Annotated in this window: 22 protein-coding genes and 1 pseudogene; 22 read left to right on the top strand and 1 reads right to left on the bottom strand. The window is 69.8% G+C overall.

Annotated elements, in window-relative coordinates:
- Positions 1–93: 93 nt before the first annotated feature.
- The 17 genes from OG878_RS12415 (at position 94) to OG878_RS12335 (ending at position 13,071) form a co-directional block, all read left to right on the top strand.
- Positions 94–687: a hypothetical protein gene (locus OG878_RS12415; RefSeq protein WP_277328595.1), complete on the top strand. Its 594-nt coding sequence runs from the start codon at positions 94–96 to the stop codon at positions 685–687.
- A 157-nt stretch (positions 688–844) separates the two neighbouring features.
- Positions 845–1,288 (top strand): 30S ribosomal protein S16, encoded by a 444-nt coding sequence (gene rpsP, locus OG878_RS12410; protein ID WP_277328596.1) that lies wholly within the window; start codon positions 845–847, stop codon positions 1,286–1,288.
- A 2-nt stretch (positions 1,289–1,290) separates the two neighbouring features.
- Entirely contained in the window at positions 1,291–1,530 is a 240-nt protein-coding gene (locus OG878_RS12405) for an RNA-binding protein (RefSeq protein ID WP_005311361.1), read from the top strand.
- Positions 1,531–1,609: 79 nt separating this feature from the next.
- The gene (rimM, locus tag OG878_RS12400) at positions 1,610–2,179 is read left to right on the top strand and encodes a ribosome maturation factor RimM (RefSeq protein ID WP_328886850.1); all 570 of its coding nucleotides are present in this window, start codon (positions 1,610–1,612) and stop codon (positions 2,177–2,179) included.
- Positions 2,179–3,000, top strand: coding sequence for a tRNA (guanosine(37)-N1)-methyltransferase TrmD (gene trmD / locus OG878_RS12395; RefSeq protein WP_328886849.1), 822 nt, complete (start codon positions 2,179–2,181; stop codon positions 2,998–3,000). Before rimM ends, trmD begins: the two co-directional genes overlap by 1 nt.
- A gap of 128 nt (positions 3,001–3,128) precedes the next feature.
- Positions 3,129–3,479, top strand: coding sequence for a 50S ribosomal protein L19 (rplS, locus tag OG878_RS12390; protein WP_030928567.1), 351 nt, complete (start codon positions 3,129–3,131; stop codon positions 3,477–3,479).
- Between the two features lie 45 nt (positions 3,480–3,524).
- Entirely contained in the window at positions 3,525–4,292 is a 768-nt protein-coding gene (gene lepB / locus OG878_RS12385; protein ID WP_328886848.1) for a signal peptidase I, read from the top strand.
- A complete protein-coding gene (gene lepB, locus OG878_RS12380) occupies positions 4,285–5,310 on the top strand; it encodes a signal peptidase I (protein WP_328886847.1) in 1,026 nt (341 codons plus the stop codon). Before lepB (OG878_RS12385) ends, lepB (OG878_RS12380) begins: the two co-directional genes overlap by 8 nt.
- Complete coding sequence (gene lepB, locus OG878_RS12375; protein WP_328891220.1) at positions 5,261–6,157, top strand: signal peptidase I; 897 nt, start codon at positions 5,261–5,263, stop codon at positions 6,155–6,157. Before lepB (OG878_RS12380) ends, lepB (OG878_RS12375) begins: the two co-directional genes overlap by 50 nt.
- Positions 6,158–6,206: 49 nt before the next feature.
- On the top strand, positions 6,207–6,956 hold the full coding sequence (gene lepB, locus OG878_RS12370) for a signal peptidase I (RefSeq protein ID WP_328886846.1): 750 nt from the start codon (positions 6,207–6,209) through the stop codon (positions 6,954–6,956).
- Entirely contained in the window at positions 6,946–7,434 is a 489-nt protein-coding gene (locus OG878_RS12365) for an NUDIX hydrolase (RefSeq protein WP_328886845.1), read from the top strand. The genes lepB (OG878_RS12370) and OG878_RS12365 overlap by 11 nt, the downstream gene beginning before the upstream one ends.
- A 64-nt stretch (positions 7,435–7,498) precedes the next feature.
- Complete coding sequence (locus OG878_RS12360) at positions 7,499–7,807, top strand: DUF2469 domain-containing protein (RefSeq protein WP_008745401.1); 309 nt, start codon at positions 7,499–7,501, stop codon at positions 7,805–7,807.
- Positions 7,808–8,008: 201 nt separating this feature from the next.
- Positions 8,009–8,368 carry a YraN family protein gene (locus tag OG878_RS12355; protein WP_328886844.1) on the top strand — a complete coding sequence of 120 codons (360 nt, stop codon included), beginning with the start codon at positions 8,009–8,011 and terminating at the stop codon, positions 8,366–8,368.
- Positions 8,368–9,993 (top strand): YifB family Mg chelatase-like AAA ATPase, encoded by a 1,626-nt coding sequence (locus OG878_RS12350; RefSeq protein ID WP_328886843.1) that lies wholly within the window; start codon positions 8,368–8,370, stop codon positions 9,991–9,993. Before OG878_RS12355 ends, OG878_RS12350 begins: the two co-directional genes overlap by 1 nt.
- Positions 9,990–11,342 carry a DNA-processing protein DprA gene (gene dprA, locus OG878_RS12345; RefSeq protein ID WP_443049098.1) on the top strand — a complete coding sequence of 451 codons (1,353 nt, stop codon included), beginning with the start codon at positions 9,990–9,992 and terminating at the stop codon, positions 11,340–11,342. Before OG878_RS12350 ends, dprA begins: the two co-directional genes overlap by 4 nt.
- A 241-nt stretch (positions 11,343–11,583) precedes the next feature.
- A complete protein-coding gene (gene whiG / locus OG878_RS12340) occupies positions 11,584–12,420 on the top strand; it encodes an RNA polymerase sigma factor WhiG (RefSeq protein WP_277328606.1) in 837 nt (278 codons plus the stop codon).
- A gap of 93 nt (positions 12,421–12,513) precedes the next feature.
- A complete protein-coding gene (locus OG878_RS12335; protein ID WP_328891218.1) occupies positions 12,514–13,071 on the top strand; it encodes a TetR/AcrR family transcriptional regulator in 558 nt (185 codons plus the stop codon).
- A gap of 212 nt (positions 13,072–13,283) precedes the next feature.
- Here the strand turns inward: OG878_RS12335 and OG878_RS12330 are convergent.
- Positions 13,284–13,742: pseudogene (locus OG878_RS12330) on the bottom strand (murein hydrolase activator EnvC family protein); the annotation flags it as partial.
- Positions 13,743–14,020: 278 nt separating this feature from the next.
- Here OG878_RS12330 and rpsB point away from each other — a divergent pair.
- The 5 genes from rpsB to OG878_RS12305 all read left to right on the top strand — a co-directional run bounded on the left by rpsB (position 14,021) and on the right by OG878_RS12305 (position 18,597).
- Complete coding sequence (gene rpsB / locus OG878_RS12325) at positions 14,021–14,932, top strand: 30S ribosomal protein S2 (RefSeq protein ID WP_328886842.1); 912 nt, start codon at positions 14,021–14,023, stop codon at positions 14,930–14,932.
- A gap of 102 nt (positions 14,933–15,034) precedes the next feature.
- Complete coding sequence (gene tsf, locus OG878_RS12320; RefSeq protein WP_328886841.1) at positions 15,035–15,871, top strand: translation elongation factor Ts; 837 nt, start codon at positions 15,035–15,037, stop codon at positions 15,869–15,871.
- Between the two features lie 159 nt (positions 15,872–16,030).
- The gene (gene pyrH, locus OG878_RS12315) at positions 16,031–16,807 is read left to right on the top strand and encodes a UMP kinase (protein ID WP_277328609.1); all 777 of its coding nucleotides are present in this window, start codon (positions 16,031–16,033) and stop codon (positions 16,805–16,807) included.
- Between the two features lie 150 nt (positions 16,808–16,957).
- Positions 16,958–17,515 carry a ribosome recycling factor gene (frr, locus tag OG878_RS12310; RefSeq protein WP_277328610.1) on the top strand — a complete coding sequence of 186 codons (558 nt, stop codon included), beginning with the start codon at positions 16,958–16,960 and terminating at the stop codon, positions 17,513–17,515.
- Entirely contained in the window at positions 17,515–18,597 is a 1,083-nt protein-coding gene (locus OG878_RS12305; protein ID WP_328886840.1) for a phosphatidate cytidylyltransferase, read from the top strand. Before frr ends, OG878_RS12305 begins: the two co-directional genes overlap by 1 nt.
- The last annotated feature ends 144 nt before the right edge of the window (positions 18,598–18,741 follow it).

The following is an 18,741-nucleotide window of genomic DNA, read 5'->3' as shown; positions in this document are numbered from 1 at the left end:
CAGGACAGATGAACGGCAACTGACTGGTACGTGCAAAATATTTGGGATGGCCCGGAATCGGAACACCGGAGCACTCAGGCTCGTTGTCACGACGTGAGCACGACACCACCTGTACTTGCCGCAGAGCTGGCGCAGGCGTGGGCCGACATTCAGCGGTACCACCCCGAGCTGCCCGATCTTGCCGCGCCCGAGTCCCTGATCGGAGAATCCTCGTCCGCCTGTGGCGCCGAGCTCTCCTTCGAGCGACTGCTCCATGAGGCAGTCCATGGCATCGCCGCCGCACGAGGTGTCCGTGACACCTCCCGCGCCGGCCGCTACCACAACAGACGGTTCCTCGCGATCGCCGAGGAGCTCGGCCTCGACCATTCCGAGGAGCCGCATCCCAGCAGCGGCTTCTCGCTGGTCACGCTCAACCCCGAGGCCAAGCGCCGGTACCGCCCGACCATGGAGCGGCTGCAGCGCGCCCTCAAGGCGCACACGGTCGCCACCGCCGCCGACACCAAGCGTTCCTTCCGCGGGCCGGCCGCCCGGCACGGTTCCTCCGGAGGCGGCGTGCGGGTGAAGGCCGTCTGCGACTGCGGACGCAACGTCCGGGTCGTTCCGTCGGTCCTCGCCCAGGCGCCCATCGTCTGCGGCGGCTGCGGAAAGCCGTTCCGCATCCCGGAAGCGGCGGTCGCGGTGGGGTGACCCGATGTGGTGTGGCACAATGGCTAGCTGTACTCGACAGCCGCACAGGAACCCTCTCGCCTCCGGCTGACGCGTCCATCGGGCACCCGAGTACCGCAACCCCACGTGGCATCTTCGTTGTGCCCAACCACGTCATAGACCAGGAGACACCACTTCCGTGGCAGTCAAGATCAAGCTGAAGCGTCTGGGCAAGATCCGTTCGCCTCACTACCGCATCGTCGTCGCCGACTCCCGTACCCGCCGTGACGGCCGGGCCATCGAGGAGATCGGCCTGTACCACCCGGTGCAGAACCCCTCGCGCATCGAGGTCAACTCGGAGCGTGCGCAGTACTGGCTGTCCGTCGGCGCCCAGCCGACCGAGCCGGTTCTCGCGATCCTGAAGCTCACCGGTGACTGGCAGGCCCACAAGGGTCTCCCGGCCCCCGCGCCGCTGCTGCAGCCGGAGCCCAAGGCTGACAAGCGCGCCCTGTTCGAGGCCCTGGCCAAGGACGCCGGCGAGGAGTCCAAGGGCGAGGCCATCACGCCGAAGGCGAAGAAGTCCGACAAGAAGGCGGACGAGGCTGCTGACGCTGCCGCGTCCGCCGAGTCGACCGAGGCCTGAGCATGCTCGAGGAGGCTCTCGAGCACCTCGTGAAGGGCATCGTCGACAACCCCGACGATGTGCAGGTCGCCTCGCGCAACCTGCGCCGTGGTCGTGTGCTCGAGGTCCGGGTCCATCCCGATGACCTCGGCAAGGTGATCGGCCGCAACGGCCGCACCGCACGCGCGCTGCGAACCGTCGTGGGCGCCATCGGCGGCCGTGGCATCCGCGTCGACCTCGTCGATGTGGACCAGGTTCGCTGACAGAGTTGAACACCGGCACGGGCCGGGGAGGGCCATGCGCCCGCCCCGGCCCGTCGCCGTATGACAGGAGAGACACAAGGTGCAGCTGGTAGTTGCGCGGATCGGCCGCGCCCACGGCATCAAGGGTGAGGTCACCGTCGAGGTGCGTACGGACGAGCCGGAGCTCAGGCTCGGCCCCGGGGCCCGTCTGACCACCGACCCGGCAGCGAACGGACCGCTGACGATCGAGACCGGACGGGTGCACAGCGGCAGGCTGCTGCTGCGTTTCGAGGGCGTACGGGACCGCACGGCGGCCGAGGCCCTCCGGAACACCCTGCTGATCGCCGACGTCGATCCGGCGGAACTCCCCGAGGACCCCGAGGAGTTCTACGACCACCAGCTCATCGACCTCGATGTGGTTCTCGCCGACGGCACCGAGATCGGCCGGATCACCGAGATCTCGCACCTGCCGTCCCAGGACCTCTTCATCGTGGAGCGCCCGGACGGCAGCGAGGTGATGATCCCGTTCGTCGAGGAGATCGTCACCGAGATCGATCTGGAGGAGCAGCGTGCGGTCATCACCCCGCCGCCCGGCCTGATCGACGACAGCCAGGCCGTGATCGTCTCCTCGCGTGACGACGAGGCGTCCGAGCCCGGGGGCGAAGCCTGATGCGGCTCGACGTCCTCACGATCTTCCCCGAGTACCTGGAACCGCTGAACGTCTCGCTCGTCGGCAAGGCCCGCGCCCGCGGCCGCCTCGACGTGCAGGTGCACGACCTGCGGGACTGGACGTACGACCGGCACAACACGGTCGACGACACCCCGTACGGCGGCGGTCCGGGCATGGTCATGAAGACCGGGCCGTGGGGCGACGCCCTGGACGAGACCCTCGCCGCTGGGTACGAGACCGGGGCGCACTCCCCGGTGCTCGTGGTGCCGACCCCCAGCGGCCGTCCCTTCACCCAGGAACTCGCCGTGGAACTCTCCGAGCGGCCGTGGCTGATCTTCACCCCGGCCCGCTACGAGGGCATCGACCGCCGCGTGATGGACGAGTACGCCACCCGCATGCCGGTGGTCGAGGTCTCCATCGGGGACTACGTGCTGGCCGGCGGGGAAGCCGCCGTGCTGGTCATCACGGAGGCGGTGGCCCGGCTGCTGCCCGGTGTGCTCGGCAACGCCGAATCGCACCGCGACGACTCCTTCGCCCCCGGCGCCATGGCCAACCTCCTGGAGGGCCCGGTCTTCACCAAGCCGCCCGAGTGGCGCGGCAGGGGCATCCCGGACGTCCTGCTCAGCGGTCACCACGGGAAGATCGCGCGCTGGCGGCGGGACGAGGCGCTGCGTCGTACCGCGGCCAACCGGCCCGATCTCATCGAGCGCTGCGAGGCGAGCGCCTTCGACAAGAAGGACCGTGAGATGCTCTCGATCCTCGGCTGGTCGCCGGAGCCCGGCGGCCGATTTTGGCGCAGGCCCCAAGCCGTGGAAGAATAAGCCGCTGCTGTACGTCCGGCGTGCGCCCCTGCCACAGGGGGAACGACGCCCGCCCGACGCGATCAGCACCCCCTTTCCTCACGAACTTCCGCCGATGACCTGTGGCATCGGCGAAGAAAGCAGACAACATGGCTTCCCTGCTCGATGGCGTCAACGCCGCCTCCCTGCGTACGGACGTCCCGGCGTTCCGCCCCGGTGACACCGTCAACGTCCACGTGCGAGTGATCGAGGGCAACCGCTCCCGTATCCAGCAGTTCAAGGGCGTAGTCATCCGCCGCCAGGGCTCTGGCGTCAGCGAGACCTTCACGGTCCGCAAGGTCTCCTTCAGCGTCGGCGTCGAGCGCACCTTCCCGGTGCACAGCCCGATCTTCGAGAAGATCGAGCTCGTCACCCGCGGTGACGTCCGCCGCGCGAAGCTGTACTACCTCCGTGAGCTGCGCGGCAAGGCCGCGAAGATCAAGGAGAAGCGCGACAGGTGAGCTAGCTCCCAGGTCCACAGCACGGCCGGATAGGCTCTGGCCCCGATGGACACGGAAGCAAAGCACACGGAGCGCGACCGCTCCTCCGCACCCGAAGCAGGGTCGGAGGAGGGGTCGCGCTCTTCGCGTATCCCGGACCGGTTCGCTGCGATGTCATGGCGGCGGGCAGCCGCGCTCGGCGGCGTCTGCGCGGTCTTCCTGCTGCTGTTCAGCAACTATGTGGTGCAGCCCTTCCTGATTCCCAGCGGCTCGATGGAGTCCACGCTGCGGATCGGCGACCGGGTGCTCGTGAACAAATTGGCGTACCGTTTCGGCTCCGTACCGCACCGCGGCGACGTGGTGGTCTTCGACGGCACCGGATCCTTCGTACAGGAGACGCCCGAGGAGAACCCCGTCGTCGCCCTGGTGCACGGCGTGGCGGCGTCCCTGGGGCTGGCAGAGCCCGCCGGGACCGACTTCGTGAAGCGGGTGGTGGGCGTGGGGGGCGACCGGGTGGTCTGCTGCGACAAGCGGGGCAGGGTCGAGGTGAACGGCCGGCCGGTGGACGAGGAGTACCTGCACGTGGGCGACGAGCCGTCCGCAGCGCCGTTCGACATCGTCGTCCCCGACGGAAAGCTGTGGATGATGGGCGACCACCGGAGCAACTCCCGCGACTCCCGCGACCATCTGGGCGAGCCGGGCGGCGGCATGGTGCCGGTCGACCGGGTGATCGGCCGGGTGGACTGGATCGGCTGGCCGCTGGGAAGACTGGGTTCGCTGCCGCGGACCGCTGCCTTCGACGGCATACGGGAGCCGGGCGGGACCCATGGGTAGCCGCGGGCGGGGAAGCGCCGCCTCGGACCCCGGCACCCCGCTGCCGACCGGCACCCGGCCGACGGCCTCGCGCTCGCTGCCGACCCGGGCGGAGCGGCGCAAGCTGGCCCGCAAGGTCAAGCGGCGGCGGCGCAGGTCGGCCGTCAAGGAGATACCGCTCCTCATCACCGTGGCCTTGCTCATCGCACTCGTCCTGAAGACCTTCCTGGTGCAGGCCTTCGTGATCCCGTCCGGATCGATGGAGCAGACGATCCGGATAGGTGACCGGGTGCTCGTCGACAAGCTGACACCGTGGTTCGGCGCCAGGCCGCAGCGCGGCGATGTCGTCGTCTTCAAGGATCCCGGCGGCTGGCTGCGGCAGGAGAACGTCGCCAAGAAGGATCCGCCCGTCGTCGTCAAACAGATGAAGGAAGGACTGACCTTCATCGGGCTGCTGCCGTCCGACGACGAGCAGGATCTGATCAAACGCGTGGTCGCCGTCGGCGGTGACACCGTGAAGTGCTGCAGCACGGACGGCAAGGTCACGGTCAACGGGGTTCCGCTCGATGAACCGTATCTGCATCCGGGCAATCCGCCCTCCACACTCAAATTCGAGGTAAAGGTTCCGGCCGGCCGAATCTTCGTGATGGGCGACCATCGCTCCAATTCTGCCGATTCACGCTTCCACCTGGACGGCCCCGGTCAGGGCACGGTTTCCGAGGACGAGGTCGTCGGACGAGCGGTCGTCATCGCCTGGCCCTTCGGCCACTGGCGGAAGCTGGAGGAGCCGCAGACGTACGCATCCGTGCCGGACGCGCGCGCCGGGACGGCGGCGGCGTACGAACCGTCGAATAGTGTGTCCTCCCAGGATCTCAATGGAATGGTCCGGCTCCCGACCCCTGCGGAACTCCCGCTCGTTATGGGAGTGGTGGGCCTGCGCCGGATCGGGCGCAGGCGGTGGCACGGAGTGAGGAGTGGATGTGGGGGATTTGGCGGTCGGCGCACGATCCGGACACGACGAACCCGAGGACCGGCCTGAGATTCCGGGGAGCGGCGAGACCCCCGAGGCGGCGGACCGGACGGAGGGTGACGGCGACACCCCGGACGGCGGCAGCGCGACTCCGAGGGCGCCACGTTCCTTCTGGAAGGAACTGCCCCTGCTCATCGGCATCGCGCTGATCCTGGCGCTGCTGATCAAGACGTTTCTGGTGCAGGCGTTCTCGATCCCCTCGGACTCGATGCAGGACACCCTCCAGCGCGGCGACCGGGTCCTGGTCGACAAACTGACCCCGTGGTTCGGCTCGGAGCCGCAGCGCGGCGAGGTCGTGGTCTTCCACGACCCGGGCGGCTGGCTGGAGAACGCCCAGACGCCGGAACCGAACGTGGTGCAGAAGTTCCTCAGCTTCATCGGACTGATGCCGTCCGCCGAGGAGAAGGACCTGATCAAGCGGGTCATCGCGATCGGCGGCGACACGGTGGAATGCAGGGAGAACGGACCCGTCACGGTCAACGGCAAGGCGCTGCAGGAGCAGTCGTTCATCTACCCGGGCAACACCCCCTGCAACGACCAGCCGTTCGGCCCGATCAAGGTGCCCGAGGGCCGTATCTGGGTGATGGGCGACCACCGTCAGAACTCCCTCGACTCCCGCTACCACCAGGAGCTGCCCGGCCAGGGCACGGTCTCCACCGATGAGGTCGTCGGGCGGGCCTTCGTGGTGGCGTGGCCGATCAACCGGTGGGCGACCCTGCCGGTCCCCGCCACATTCGACCAGCCGGGGATCAACGCGGCGATGGGAATGGCGCCGGGAGCACTCGGTGTAGCCGGGGCGCTGCCGCTCGTGATGTGGCGACGCAGGAGGCTGACCGGCGGGCGTACCGCCGGGTAGGGTGCCGACTCGGATCAGCGATTGTCGATCTCCGATGGGGGACGCTGGGATGAGTGGAACAGGACGTACGGGAGACGGCCACGGCCGGCTCGGCAGCAGGCTGTCGGGGCTGGCCGTGGCCGTCGGCTGTGTGCTCTTCCTCGCCGGGTTCGCCTGGGCGGCGGTGGCGTACAAGCCGTACACCGTGCCGACCGAGTCGATGACACCGACGGTGCACGCCGGGGACCGGGTGCTCGCGGAGCGGGTCGACGGCGGCGAGGTGCGCCGTGGTGACGTGGTGGTTTTCAAGGACCCGGCGTGGGGTGACATGCCGATGGTCAAGCGGGTCGTCGGGATCGGCGGCGACACGATCGCCTGCTGCGAGAAGAACGGCCGGCTCACCGTCAACGGCAAACCCATTGAGGAACCGTATCTGCAGACCAAGGGCCTCGCCTCGGTGAATAACTTCACGGCGGATGTGCCCCAGGGGCAGCTCTTCCTCCTCGGGGACGCGCGCAGCGGCTCGCTGGACTCCCGGGTCCATCTCGACGACCCGGGGCAGGGCTCGGTGCCGCGCAGCGCCGTGGAGGCCCGGGTGGATGCCATCGCCTGGCCGATGGACGGCATGATCGGGCGGCCGCAGGCGTTCGCGGTGCTCCCCGGCGGAGTCTCGACCCCCGGTCCGCTGAAGCTTCAGCTCGTGGCCGTGGTGGCGGGTGTGGTGCTGATCTTCGGCGGCTCCGTCTACGGCCCGATCGCCGCGCGGTCCGCACGCAGGAGGCACGGGCAGGAGCGAAGGACGCCTGTCGGTGCCCACTGAGAAGCGGAAGGTCGCCCGGGTGGTCCTTCTCGACCCCGACGACCGCATTCTGCTGATCCATGGATACGAACCGGAGGACCCCGGGAGCACCTGGTGGTTCACCCCCGGCGGTGGCCTGGAGGGCGACGAGAGCCGGGAGCAGGCGGCGCTGCGCGAGCTGGCCGAGGAGACCGGGATCACCGATGTCGAGCTGGGGCCGGTGCTGTGGCAGCGGATCTGCTCCTTCCCGTTCGACGGGCGGCGCTGGGACCAGGACGAGTGGTACTTCCTGGCACGTACGACGCAGACCGTCACGGACCAGAGCGGGCTGACCCGACTGGAACAGCGCAGTGTCGCGGGTCTGAGGTGGTGGACCTCCGCCGAACTGTCAGCGGCCCGTGAGACGGTGTACCCGACCAGACTCGCCGAGCTGCTGGGCACGCTGCTCGAAGAGGGTCCGCCGCGTACGCCACTGGTTCTGGCCCCCGAAATCGTCTAAGCGTCCAGGGGCGCCGGTGCCTGGCGCACAATAGGTGGACGCACGGCTGAAGGGGAACATGCCAATGAGCGCCGAGGACCTCGAGAAGTACGAGACCGAGATGGAGCTGAAGCTCTACCGGGAGTACCGCGATGTCGTCGGTCTGTTCAAATATGTGATCGAGACCGAACGGCGCTTCTACCTCACCAACGACTACGAGATGCAGGTGCACTCGGTCCAGGGCGAGGTGTTTTTCGAGGTGTCCATGGCGGACGCCTGGGTCTGGGACATGTACCGGCCTGCCCGGTTCGTCAAGCAGGTACGTGTGCTGACGTTCAAGGACGTCAACATCGAGGAGCTCAACAAGACGGATCTCGAGCTCCCGGGCGGCTGAGCAGTCCGGTCCGAGGTACCTGGGGCGGTCGGCTCTGCCGGCCGCCCCTTCGGGTCGTCCCGATCCGGGTGGCCGGCCTGCGGTCGTCCGGGGCAGGTCACGCTTTTGAGTGGCGGAGTTGTCCACACCCGCCGAGTTGTCCACCAAGATCCACCAGCCGGGGCCGGACGTATCAGAGTCGGTGCCGGAGGTGGTGCCGATATGAACGCACGGGGGGCACTCGGGCGGTACGGCGAGGATCTGGCGGTGCGGCTGCTGACCGACGCCGGCATGGCCGTACTGGAACGGAACTGGCGCTGTCGCGCCGGTGAGATCGACATCCTCGCCATGGACGGTGACGCCCTGGTCGTCTGCGAGGTCAAGACCCGCAGGGCCGGGATGTTCGAACACCCCATGGCGGCCGTCACCCGGGCCAAGGCGGACCGGCTGCGACGGCTCGCCGAGATCTGGCTCGACCGGAACGGCGGTGCGCCGCCGGGCGGGGTGCGGATCGACCTGGTCGGTGTGGTGCTGCCGCGGCGCGGGGCGCCGCTGGCCGAGCACGCGCGGGGGGTGGCCTGATGGGGTTCGCGCGGGCGTGCTCGGTGGCGCTGGTCGGCGTCGAAGGCGTGGTGGTGGAGGTCCAGGCGGATCTGGAGCCGGGGGTGGCGGCGTTCACCCTGGTCGGGCTGCCGGACAAGAGCCTGGTGGAGAGCCGGGACCGGGTCAGGGCCGCGGTGGTCAACTCCGGCGCCGAGTGGCCGCAGAAGAAACTCACGGTCGGGCTCTCCCCCGCCTCCGTGCCCAAGGGCGGGTCGGGCTTCGATCTCGCCGTCGCCTGCGCGGTGCTGGGCGCGGCGGAGCGGATCGACCCCGCGGCCATCGCCGACGTGGTGATGATCGGCGAACTCGGGCTCGACGGCCGGGTGCGGCCGGTGCGCGGGGTGCTGCCGGCCGTACTGGCCGCGGCGGAGGCGGGATACGGCAAGGTCGTCGTCCCCGAACAGACCGCGGGCGAGGCGGCGCTGGTGCCCGGGGTGTCGGTCCTGGGGGTACGGAGCCTTCGGCAGCTGATCGCCGTGCTCAGCGACGAGCCGGTGCCGGACGAGCCGCAGAGCCACGAGGAAGGGCGCCCCGACACCATGCTCGCCGGGCTGATGGTGCCGGGCACGGGCATCGGCACAGGACTGGCGATGGGATCCGCGCAGGGCGAAGGGAACCGTCCGGACCTGGCGGACGTGGCAGGCCAGGAGCTGCCGCGCAAAGCCCTGGAGGTCGCTGCGGCGGGAGCCCACCACCTGCTGCTCTCCGGGCCACCCGGCGCGGGCAAGACCATGCTGGCCGAGCGGCTGTCCGCGATCCTGCCCACGCTGACCAGGCAGGAATCCCTCGAAGTGACCGCGGTGCATTCGGTGGCGGGCATTCTGCCGCCGGGCGAGCCGCTCGTCTCCCGGGCGCCGTACTGCGCACCGCACCACTCGGCGACGATGCAGTCGCTGATCGGCGGGGGCAACGGAATGCCGCGGCCCGGTGCGGTCTCGCTGGCCCATCGGGGCGTGCTGTTCCTTGACGAGGCCCCCGAGTTCTCCGTGCGGGCCCTGGACGCGCTGCGCCAGCCGCTGGAGTCGGGACACGTGGTGGTGGCGCGCAGCGCCGGGGTGGTGCGGCTGCCCGCACGGTTCCTGATGGTGCTCGCCGCCAACCCGTGTCCGTGCGGCCGCCACACGCTCAACGGCGCGGGCTGCGAGTGCCCGCCCTCGTCGGTCCGCCGCTACCAGGCGAGACTCTCCGGGCCTCTGCTGGACCGGGTGGATCTGCGCGTGCGCGTCGCTCCGGTGACGCGTGCGGACCTGATGGGGCGGGGAGGCAGGGGAGAGTCGACCGACGACGTCGCCGCCCGGGTGCGGGCGGCCAGGAGGCGGGCCGCGGACCGGCTCGCGGGCACGCCCTGGACCACCAACAGCGAAGTACCCGGCCATGAGCTGCGCACCCGGCTGCTCACGGCGCCGGGTGCGCTCCTGGAGGCCGAACGGGACATGGAGCGGGGACTGCTCACCGCGCGGGGACTCGACCGGGTCCTGCGGGTGGCCTGGACCCTCGCCGATCTCCGCGGATCAGACCGCCCGGAGGCGGCCGACATGGCGGTGGCCCTGGAGCTCCGGACGGGAATCCCGCGCGGTGCCGCGGTGCCGGAGTGGGCCTCATGACGCCGCGTGCCGCGGACGTGGACACGGGCGTGGCGACGCCGAGGGCCTTCGGCGAGGAACCGGGCACCGGAACGCCTGGGGGCCTCGCAGAGGGACCGGGCAGCACGGCGCCGGCCGGCCTTGACGAGGGGCGGGGCGCCACGACACCGGGCGGCCGGGAGCAGAACCCTGAACGGGAGCGGGAGCGGCGGCCGGTGGGCGACCGGGAGCGGCTGGCGCGGGCCGCCCTGACCCGCGTACTCGAACCGGGTGATGAGCGCGGCGGTCGCTGGCTGCGCGAGATCGGCGCCGTCGAACTGATGCGGAGGATCGGGGACCGGGACGGGACCGCGGAAACACTGGGCGGTATGACGGCGAGGCGGCTGGCCGGCTACCGGCTCCGGGCCGAGACGGCCGACCCCGAGCGGGATCTGGCGGCGGTCGCCGCGGTGGGTGGCCGCTTCATCTGCCCCGGTGACCGGGAGTGGCCCAGTCAGCTCGACGACCTGGGCGACTCACGGCCGACCGGCCTCTGGGTGCGCGGGCGGCCCGATCTGCGGCTCTGGGCGCTGCGCTCGGTCGCCGTGGTCGGCGCCCGGGCCTGCACGCCGTACGGGGCGCACATGGCGGCGAGCCTCGGGGCGGGGCTGGCGGAGCTGGGGTGGGTGGTGGTGTCGGGCGCTGCGTTCGGGGTGGACGGGGCGGCCCATCGCGGTGCCCTCTCGGCGGGCGGGGCGACGATGGCGGTCCTGGCCTGCGGGGTGGATGTCGTCTATCCCCGAGGACACGCCGAGCTGATCGGACGCGTGGCGGAAGAGGGCCTCCTCATCGGCGAGCTGCCGCCCTCCGCCCACCCGACACGCAGCAGATTCATCCTCCGGAACCGGGTGATTGCAGCGCTGACCCGGGGGACGGTGGTGGTCGAGGCCGAATACCGCAGCGGCTCGCTGGTCACCGCACGCAGCGCGCAGCGGCTCGGCAGGTTCACCATGGGGGTGCCGGGCCCCGCCACCAGCGCCCTGTCGGCAGGGGTCCATGAGCTTCTGCGGGGTGAAGGAGTCCTGGTCACCGACGCTGCGGAAGTCGCCGAACTGGTGGGGGACATCGGCGACCTCGCCCCGGCCCGGCGAGGTCCCGTGCTCCCCAGGGATCTGCTCGGCGCCGGTTCTGCCCGGGTCCTCGACGCCCTGCCGTTCCACGGCTCCGTCAACGGGCGGGACATCGCACGCACTGCGGGAACAAGCGCCGACGAAGCACTCGCCAGATTGTACGAACTGCACTCACTGGGGTTCGTCGAACGCGAGGGCGACCGCTGGCAGTTGACAGGGTGCCCGACACGCAATGGTGACGCGCGGCGAGGCGGTACTTGACCTGGAGCATTCGGGTGAAAAGGTGATGCCGTTGACCTCGGCGGATCCTTCGGTGACGCCTCCGGGACCCGTGCGCGTGGTGACGGTCCCGGCGTGCGGACATGTCCATTCGTCCGGAAGCGTCCGGTGTCGATCCTCTATCCTTCGCGCACCGCAACACTTCAGTCACGCTACGCTCGCAAGGATTCCGGCCCAGGCACAAGTCCCCAGCACTCCACAGCAGAACGGCTCAAGGCACCACATGCCCCAGCACACCTCCGGGTCTGACCGCGCGGCAGTACCACCGGCTGCGCGTGGCACTGTGCGCCCCCCTGCCCCCTCTTCGCTCGACGAGTTGTGGCGTTCGTACAAGTCCACGGGTGACGGGCGGCTGCGGGAGCAGCTGATCCTGCACTACTCGCCGCTGGTGAAGTACGTAGCGGGCCGGGTGAGCGTGGGGCTGCCGTCCAACGTCGAGCAGGCGGACTTCGTCTCCTCGGGAGTCTTCGGGCTGATCGACGCCATCGAGAAGTTCGACATCGAACGGGCCATCAAGTTCGAGACCTACGCGATCACTCGCATCCGTGGCGCGATGATCGACGAACTCCGGGCGCTCGACTGGATTCCGCGCTCCGTGCGACAGAAGGCACGGGCCGTCGAACGCGCCTACGCCACACTGGAGGCGCAGCTGCGGCGCACCCCCTCCGAGCCGGAGGTCGCTGCCGAGATGGGCATTGCGCTGGAGGAACTGCACGCGGTTTTCAGCCAGTTGTCCCTGGCGAACGTGGTCGCCCTGGAGGAGCTGCTGCATGTCGGCGGCGAGGGCGGCGACCGGCTGAGCCTCATGGACACACTGGAGGACACCGCCGCCGACGATCCGGTGGAGGTTGCCGAGGACCGTGAGCTCAGACGGCTGCTGGCCCGGGCGATCAACACCCTTCCGGACCGCGAGAAGACGGTCGTGACCCTCTACTACTACGAGGGGCTCACCCTCGCCGAGATCGGCAACGTCCTCGGCGTGACCGAGAGCCGGGTCAGCCAGATCCACACCAAATCGGTGCTGCAGCTGCGCGCGAAACTGGCGGATGCCGGACGCTGAGCCGGTACCCGATCGGACGATCGGCGCCGCCCGCCCCCTCTCCGACACGCGCCGCCGTAGAGTGGACGCGTGCCCAGGATTCGAGCGGCCTCTGTGGCCGAGCACCGGACGATGCAGCGTGGCGCCCTCCTGGACGCCGCCCGCTCCCTGTTGTCCGAGGGCGGTACGGAGGCGTTGACCTTCCCCGCTCTCGCCGAGCGCACGGGCCTCGCCAGGTCCTCCGTCTACGAGTACTTCCGCTCCCGCGCGGCCGTCGTCGAGGAGCTGTGCGCCGTCGACTTCCCCGTCTGGGCCGCCGAGGTCGAGCACGCCATGGAGCGGGCCGGCACCCCGGAGGGAAAGATCGAGGCGTACGTGCGCCGCCAGCTGGACCTGGTCGGGGACCGGCGGCACCGGGCGGTGGTGGCCATCTCCGCCAGCGAGCTCGACGCGGGCGCACGCGAGAAGATCCGGGCCGCCCACGGCGGGCTGATCGCCATGATCGTCGAGGCGCTCGGCGACCTCGGCCACGAGCAGCCCAGGCTTGCGGCGATGCTGCTGCAGGGCTCGGTGGATGCCGCGGTGCGCCGTATCGAACTCGGCGTGGCGGAGGAGCCGGGCGTGATCGCGGACACCGTCGTCGCCATGGTCCTGCGGGGCGTACGGGGCTGACGCCCGGCTCCGGATCCCGCCGCGACGAGCAGCACGGCCGGGGCGGCGTACCCGATGGCGCCCGGTGCGTCCGGCCGCGGTTCCGGTACGCCGAACACCGGCAGCAGGCGGGACGGACCCCGTCGGAGCAGTGACGGCGGCAGCAGGGACAGCGGGTCCAGATAGGCGTCCGCGCGCCGCAGTCCCCAGTGCAGACACCCGGATGCGCAGTGGAACGGCCCGGCCTCCAGAACCGCGACCACCTGCCCCGCGACCACCTCGTCGCCCTGCGCGACCAGCGCGCGCACCGGCTCGTAGGTGGTGCGCAGCGGCGGATCGCCCGTACCCGCCACATCGACCGTGACCACCCCGCGTCCCGCGACGCGCCCCGCGAACAGGACTCGCCCGGGGGCGGCCGCGCGCACCCGGGCACCGGGCCGGGCGGCGAGATCGACGCCGCGGTGCCCCCGCCCGTAGGCGCTGGCCGGCGGTTCCCACCCCCGCACGACCACCGGGCGGCCCTCGACCGGCCACGCACGCCCGCCGTCCGGCACGGCGTCGGCGGCCGCGACGCGCGCGCCGCACAGCACCGCGAGCGCGGCCAGGAAAATCGCTGTGACCGCGGTCGGTGCCCGAAGGCGACGCGGCGGCGCGCTGCGCCGGACAGTAGCCGGTTCAGGTGTGTATCGCATGGACGGAACCGTCCCGCACCGGCCGGATCCGCGGGGATCATGGACCGGATCTGTGGACTACTCGCCGGTTGTGGACATCGCCGTCACCCGGCACCCGACGGGTCCCGTACACTTCTTGTGGCGATCCGGGTCACCGGGTCGACTTCGCACGCCCCGCCACCTCCCTCTCTGCGGACGGTGGCCGCGCTCCTCGGTCCCTCGTGGCACGGCGCGTCGGGGCGTCAGGCGCGACAGCAATCCTGCGGTCGCGACAACCGAGCACCTCAAGGAGTACGGCCATGGCCGTCGTCACGATGCGGGAGCTGCTGGAAAGCGGCGTCCACTTCGGTCACCAGACCCGTCGCTGGAACCCGAAGATGAAGCGCTTCATCTTCACCGAGCGCAACGGCATCTACATCATCGACCTGCTCCAGTCGCTGTCGTACATCGACCGCGCCTACGAGTTCGTCAAGGAGACCGTCGCGCACGGCGGCTCCATCATGTTCGTGGGTACGAAGAAGCAGGCCCAGGAGGCCATCGCCGAGCAGGCGACGCGCGTCGGCATGCCGTACGTCAACCAGCGTTGGCTCGGTGGCATGCTCACCAACTTCTCCACCGTCTACAAGCGCCTTCAGCGTCTGAAGGAGCTCGAGCAGATCGACTTCGAGGACGTGGCCGCCTCCGGCCTCACCAAGAAGGAGCTCCTGGTTCTCTCCCGCGAGAAGGCCAAGCTGGAGAAGACCCTCGGTGGTATCCGCGAGATGCAGAAGGTGCCCAGCGCCGTCTGGATCGTCGACACCAAGAAGGAGCACATCGCCGTCGGTGAGGCGCGCAAGCTCCACATCCCGGTCGTCGCGATCCTCGACACCAACTGTGACCCCGACGAGGTCGACTACAAGATCCCGGGCAACGACGACGCGATCCGCTCCGTCACCCTGCTCACCCGCGTGATCGCCGACGCCGTCGCCGAGGGCCTCATCGCCCGTTCCGGCGCCGCGACCGGCGACTCGAAGCCGGGCGAGAAGGCCGCCGGCGAGCCGCTCGCCGAGTGGGAGCGCGACCTGCTCGAGGGCGACAAGAAGGCGGACGCCGAGGGTGCTGCCGAGGTGCAGACCTCTGCCGAGACCGAGAAGGTCGCGGACGCCGCTGCCGAGGCTCCGGCCGCGGACGCCGCTGCCGAGGCTCCGGCCGCGGACGCCGAGCAGGCCTGACCACTCCGTCACGGCTGAATGACGGCGGGGGCCGGTGCCACAAGCACCGCCCCCGCCGTTCACCCGTAGATCTTTCAGACTTCGAGAGAGAAACACAGACTCATGGCGAACTACACCGCCGCTGACGTCAAGAAGCTCCGTGAGCTCACCGGCGCCGGCATGATGGACTGCAAGAAGGCGCTCGACGAGGCCGACGGCAACGTCGACAAGGCCGTCGAGGCTCTCCGTATCAAGGGTCAGAAGGGCGTCGCCAAGCGCGAGGGCCGTTCTGCCGAGAACGGTGCCGTCGTCTCCCTCATCTCCGAGGACAAGACCTCCGGCGTCCTGCTCGAGCTCAAGTGCGAGACCGACTTCGTCGCCAAGGGCGAGAAGTTCCTGGCCGTCGCCGATGCGCTCGCCGCGCACGTGGCCGCGACCTCGCCGGCCGACCTGGCTGCGCTGCTCTCCTCCGAGATCGAGGCCGGCAAGACGGTCCAGGCGTACGTCGACGAGGCGAACGCCAACCTGGGCGAGAAGATCGTCCTGGACCGCTTCGCACAGTTCACCGGCGGTTACGTGGCTGCGTACATGCACCGCACCATGCCCGACCTCCCGCCGCAGGTCGGCGTGCTCGTCGAGCTGGACAAGGAGAACGCCGAGGTCGCCAAGGACGTCGCGCAGCACATCGCCGCCTTCGCCCCGAAGTACCTCAACCGCGACGAGGTCCCGGCCGAGACGGTCGAGAACGAGCGTCGGGTCGCCGAGGCCACCTCCCGCGAGGAGGGCAAGCCCGAGGCCGCCCTTCCGAAGATCGTCGAGGGTCGCGTCAACGGCTTCTTCAAGGACGTCGTCGTCCTCGAGCAGGCCTTCGCCAAGGACAACAAGAAGTCCGTCCAGAAGGTCCTGGACGAGGCCGGTGTCACCCTGAAGCGCTTCTCGCGCATCAAGGTCGGCATCTGAGTCCGTCCGCGAAAAACGGTGGACCCCGATAGGGTCTAGTGCAGTCGTCGGCCGCACACCCGCCGTACGACCGCAGAACTGACGAGGAGGCCATTGCCGCTGAGGGACACCAGACCCACCGGCAATGGCCTTCTTCGTATGTGTACGAGGAGAAATTCCATGAACAAGGGCGCGGACGCCGCGAAAACCGACCACAAGCGCGACGACGGCAAGGTGGCCGGGCGCTTCATGCTGAAGCTGTCCGGTGAGGCGTTCGCCGGCGGCGGCGGCCTCGGGGTGGACCCCGACGTCGTGCACGCCATCGCCCGGGAAATCGCGGCGGTCGTCCGCGGCGGTGCGGAAATCGCCGTCGTCATCGGCGGCGGCAACTTCTTCCGCGGTGCCGAGCTCCAGCAGCGCGGCATGGACCGGGCCCGCTCCGACTACATGGGCATGCTCGGCACGGTCATGAACTGCCTCGCCCTCCAGGACTTCCTGGAGAAGGAGGGCATCGACTCCCGGGTCCAGACCGCCATCACGATGGGCCAGGTCGCGGAGCCGTACATCCCGCTGCGCGCCGTGCGCCACCTGGAGAAGGGCCGCGTCGTCATCTTCGGCGCCGGTATGGGCATGCCGTACTTCTCCACCGACACCACTGCCGCCCAGCGCGCCCTGGAGATCGACGCCGAGGGTCTGCTGATGGGCAAGAACGGTGTGGACGGGGTCTACGACTCCGACCCCAAGACCAACCCCGACGCGGTGAAGTTCGACGCGCTGGAGTACGGCGAGGTGCTCGCCCGCGATCTCAAGGTTGCCGACGCCACCGCCATCACGCTCTGCCGTGACAACCAGCTGCCGATCCTCGTCTTCGAGCTCACCGCGACCGGCAATATCGCCCGCGCCGTCAAGGGTGAGAAGATCGGCACGCTCGTGAGCGACCAGGGCACCCGGGCCTGAGAACCGGGAGGACGGTTCCGGGAGATCCCGGGAGCGGCCCCGAAGGATGGACAACGGCCTGCCGGTCGGACACCGTGCAGGTGAGGACGCGACGCAGGACCCGCCGGGCCAGAGCACGCCGGGCCCACTCTAGACACGCAGGAGCACGTGGTGATCGAAGAAACCCTCCTCGAGGCCGAGGAGAAGATGGAGAAGGCCGTCGTGGTCGCGAAAGAGGACTTCGCCGCGATCCGCACCGGCCGCGCGCACCCGGCGATGTTCAACAAGATCGTCGCCGACTACTACGGCGCGCTGACCCCGATCAACCAGCTGGCCTCGTTCTCGGTTCCCGAGCCGCGGATGGCCGTTGTGACGCCGTTCGACAAGAGCGCTCTGCGCAACATCGAGCAGGCGATCCGCGACTCCGATCTCGGCGTCAACCCGAGCAACGACGGCAATATCATCCGGGTGAACTTCCCCGACCTCACCGAGGAGCGTCGCCGCGACTACATCAAGGTCGCGAAGACGAAGGCCGAGGACTCCAAGATCTCGATCCGGGCCGTCCGCCGCAAGGCCAAGGAGACCCTGGACAAGCTGGTCAAGGACAAGGAGTCCGGCGAGGACGAGGTGCGTCGCGCCGAGAAGGAGCTCGACGACATCACCGCGAAGTACGTCGCGCAGGTCGACGAGCTGCTCAAGCACAAGGAAGCCGAGCTGCTCGAAGTCTGATGAACGACTCTTCCTGGGGCGCCCCGCAGGGAGCCCGCAACTGGGTCACGCCCGAGCGGGAGGCCGTTCCGGCGGGTCCTGCATACGATGTGCATGACGCCCAGCAGACTCGGCCCATGCCCATCGTGCCGGACGTTCCCGACGCAGGTAGAGACGCTGACGATCGTGACGACCGGGACGGGGGAGCCGCCCACCTGGGCGGCCGCCCCCTTTTCCGTGACGAGAAGCCGCAGGAGCACATGTCCACCCCGCCGCCCCCGCAGAAGAAACGTGCGGGCCGTGATCTGCGAGCCGCCATAGGGGTCGGTGTGGGGCTCGGCGCCGTCATCGTCGCCTCGCTCTTCATCGTCAAGGCCGTGTTCGTCGGCGTGATAGCGGTCGCGGTCGTCGTCGGCCTCTGGGAACTCACCTCCCGCCTCGAGGAACGCAAGGGCATCAAAGCCCCGCTCGTACCGCTTGCGGTCGGCGGCGCTGCGATGGTCGTGGCCGGCTATGTCCGTGGCGCCGAGGGCGCCTGGGTCGCGACTGCGCTGACCGCCCTGGCCGTGCTCGTCTGGCGGATGACCGAACCGCCGGAGGGGTACCTCAAGGACGTCACGGCCGGCGTCTTCGCCGTGTTCTACGTACCCTTCCTGGCCACCTTCGTGTCGATGCTGCTGAACGCGGACGACGGGCCGCAGCGGGTCCTCACCTTCCTGTTGCTGACCGTGGTCAGCGACACGGGGGCGTACGCCGTCGGCTGGCGGTTCGGCAAGCACAAGCTCGCGCCGCGGATCAGCCCCGGCAAGACCCGCGAGGGCCTGGTCGGGGCCGTCGCCTTCGCGATGGTCGCCGGCGCACTGTGCATGCAGTTCCTGATCGACGACGGCACCTGGTGGCAGGGGCTGCTGCTCGGCCTCGCCGTCGCCGTCAGCGCCACCCTCGGTGACCTGGGCGAGTCCATGATCAAGCGGGATCTCGGGATCAAGGACATGGGCACGCTACTGCCGGGCCACGGCGGGATCATGGACCGGCTGGACTCGCTGCTGCCGACCGCTCCGGTGGTGTGGCTGCTGCTGGTGCTCTTCGTCGGATCGGGCTGAGCGGCCGGTTCGCCACCCGTCTCGATCTGTGTTCTTACGAGTGAGGGTCCGTTGCCCACAGGGCGGCGGGCCCTCACTCGTACCGGAAGGGTGCCGGTGCAGTGCACTGCCGATCCGTCGTGCACCGGTCACTGCTCATGTGCG

Origin of the sequence: Streptomyces sp. NBC_00316, from assembly GCF_036158715.1 — a bacterium.
Taxonomy (GTDB): Bacteria; Actinomycetota; Actinomycetes; order Streptomycetales; family Streptomycetaceae; genus Streptomyces.
This window is presented reverse-complemented; position numbering and strand designations above follow the sequence as displayed.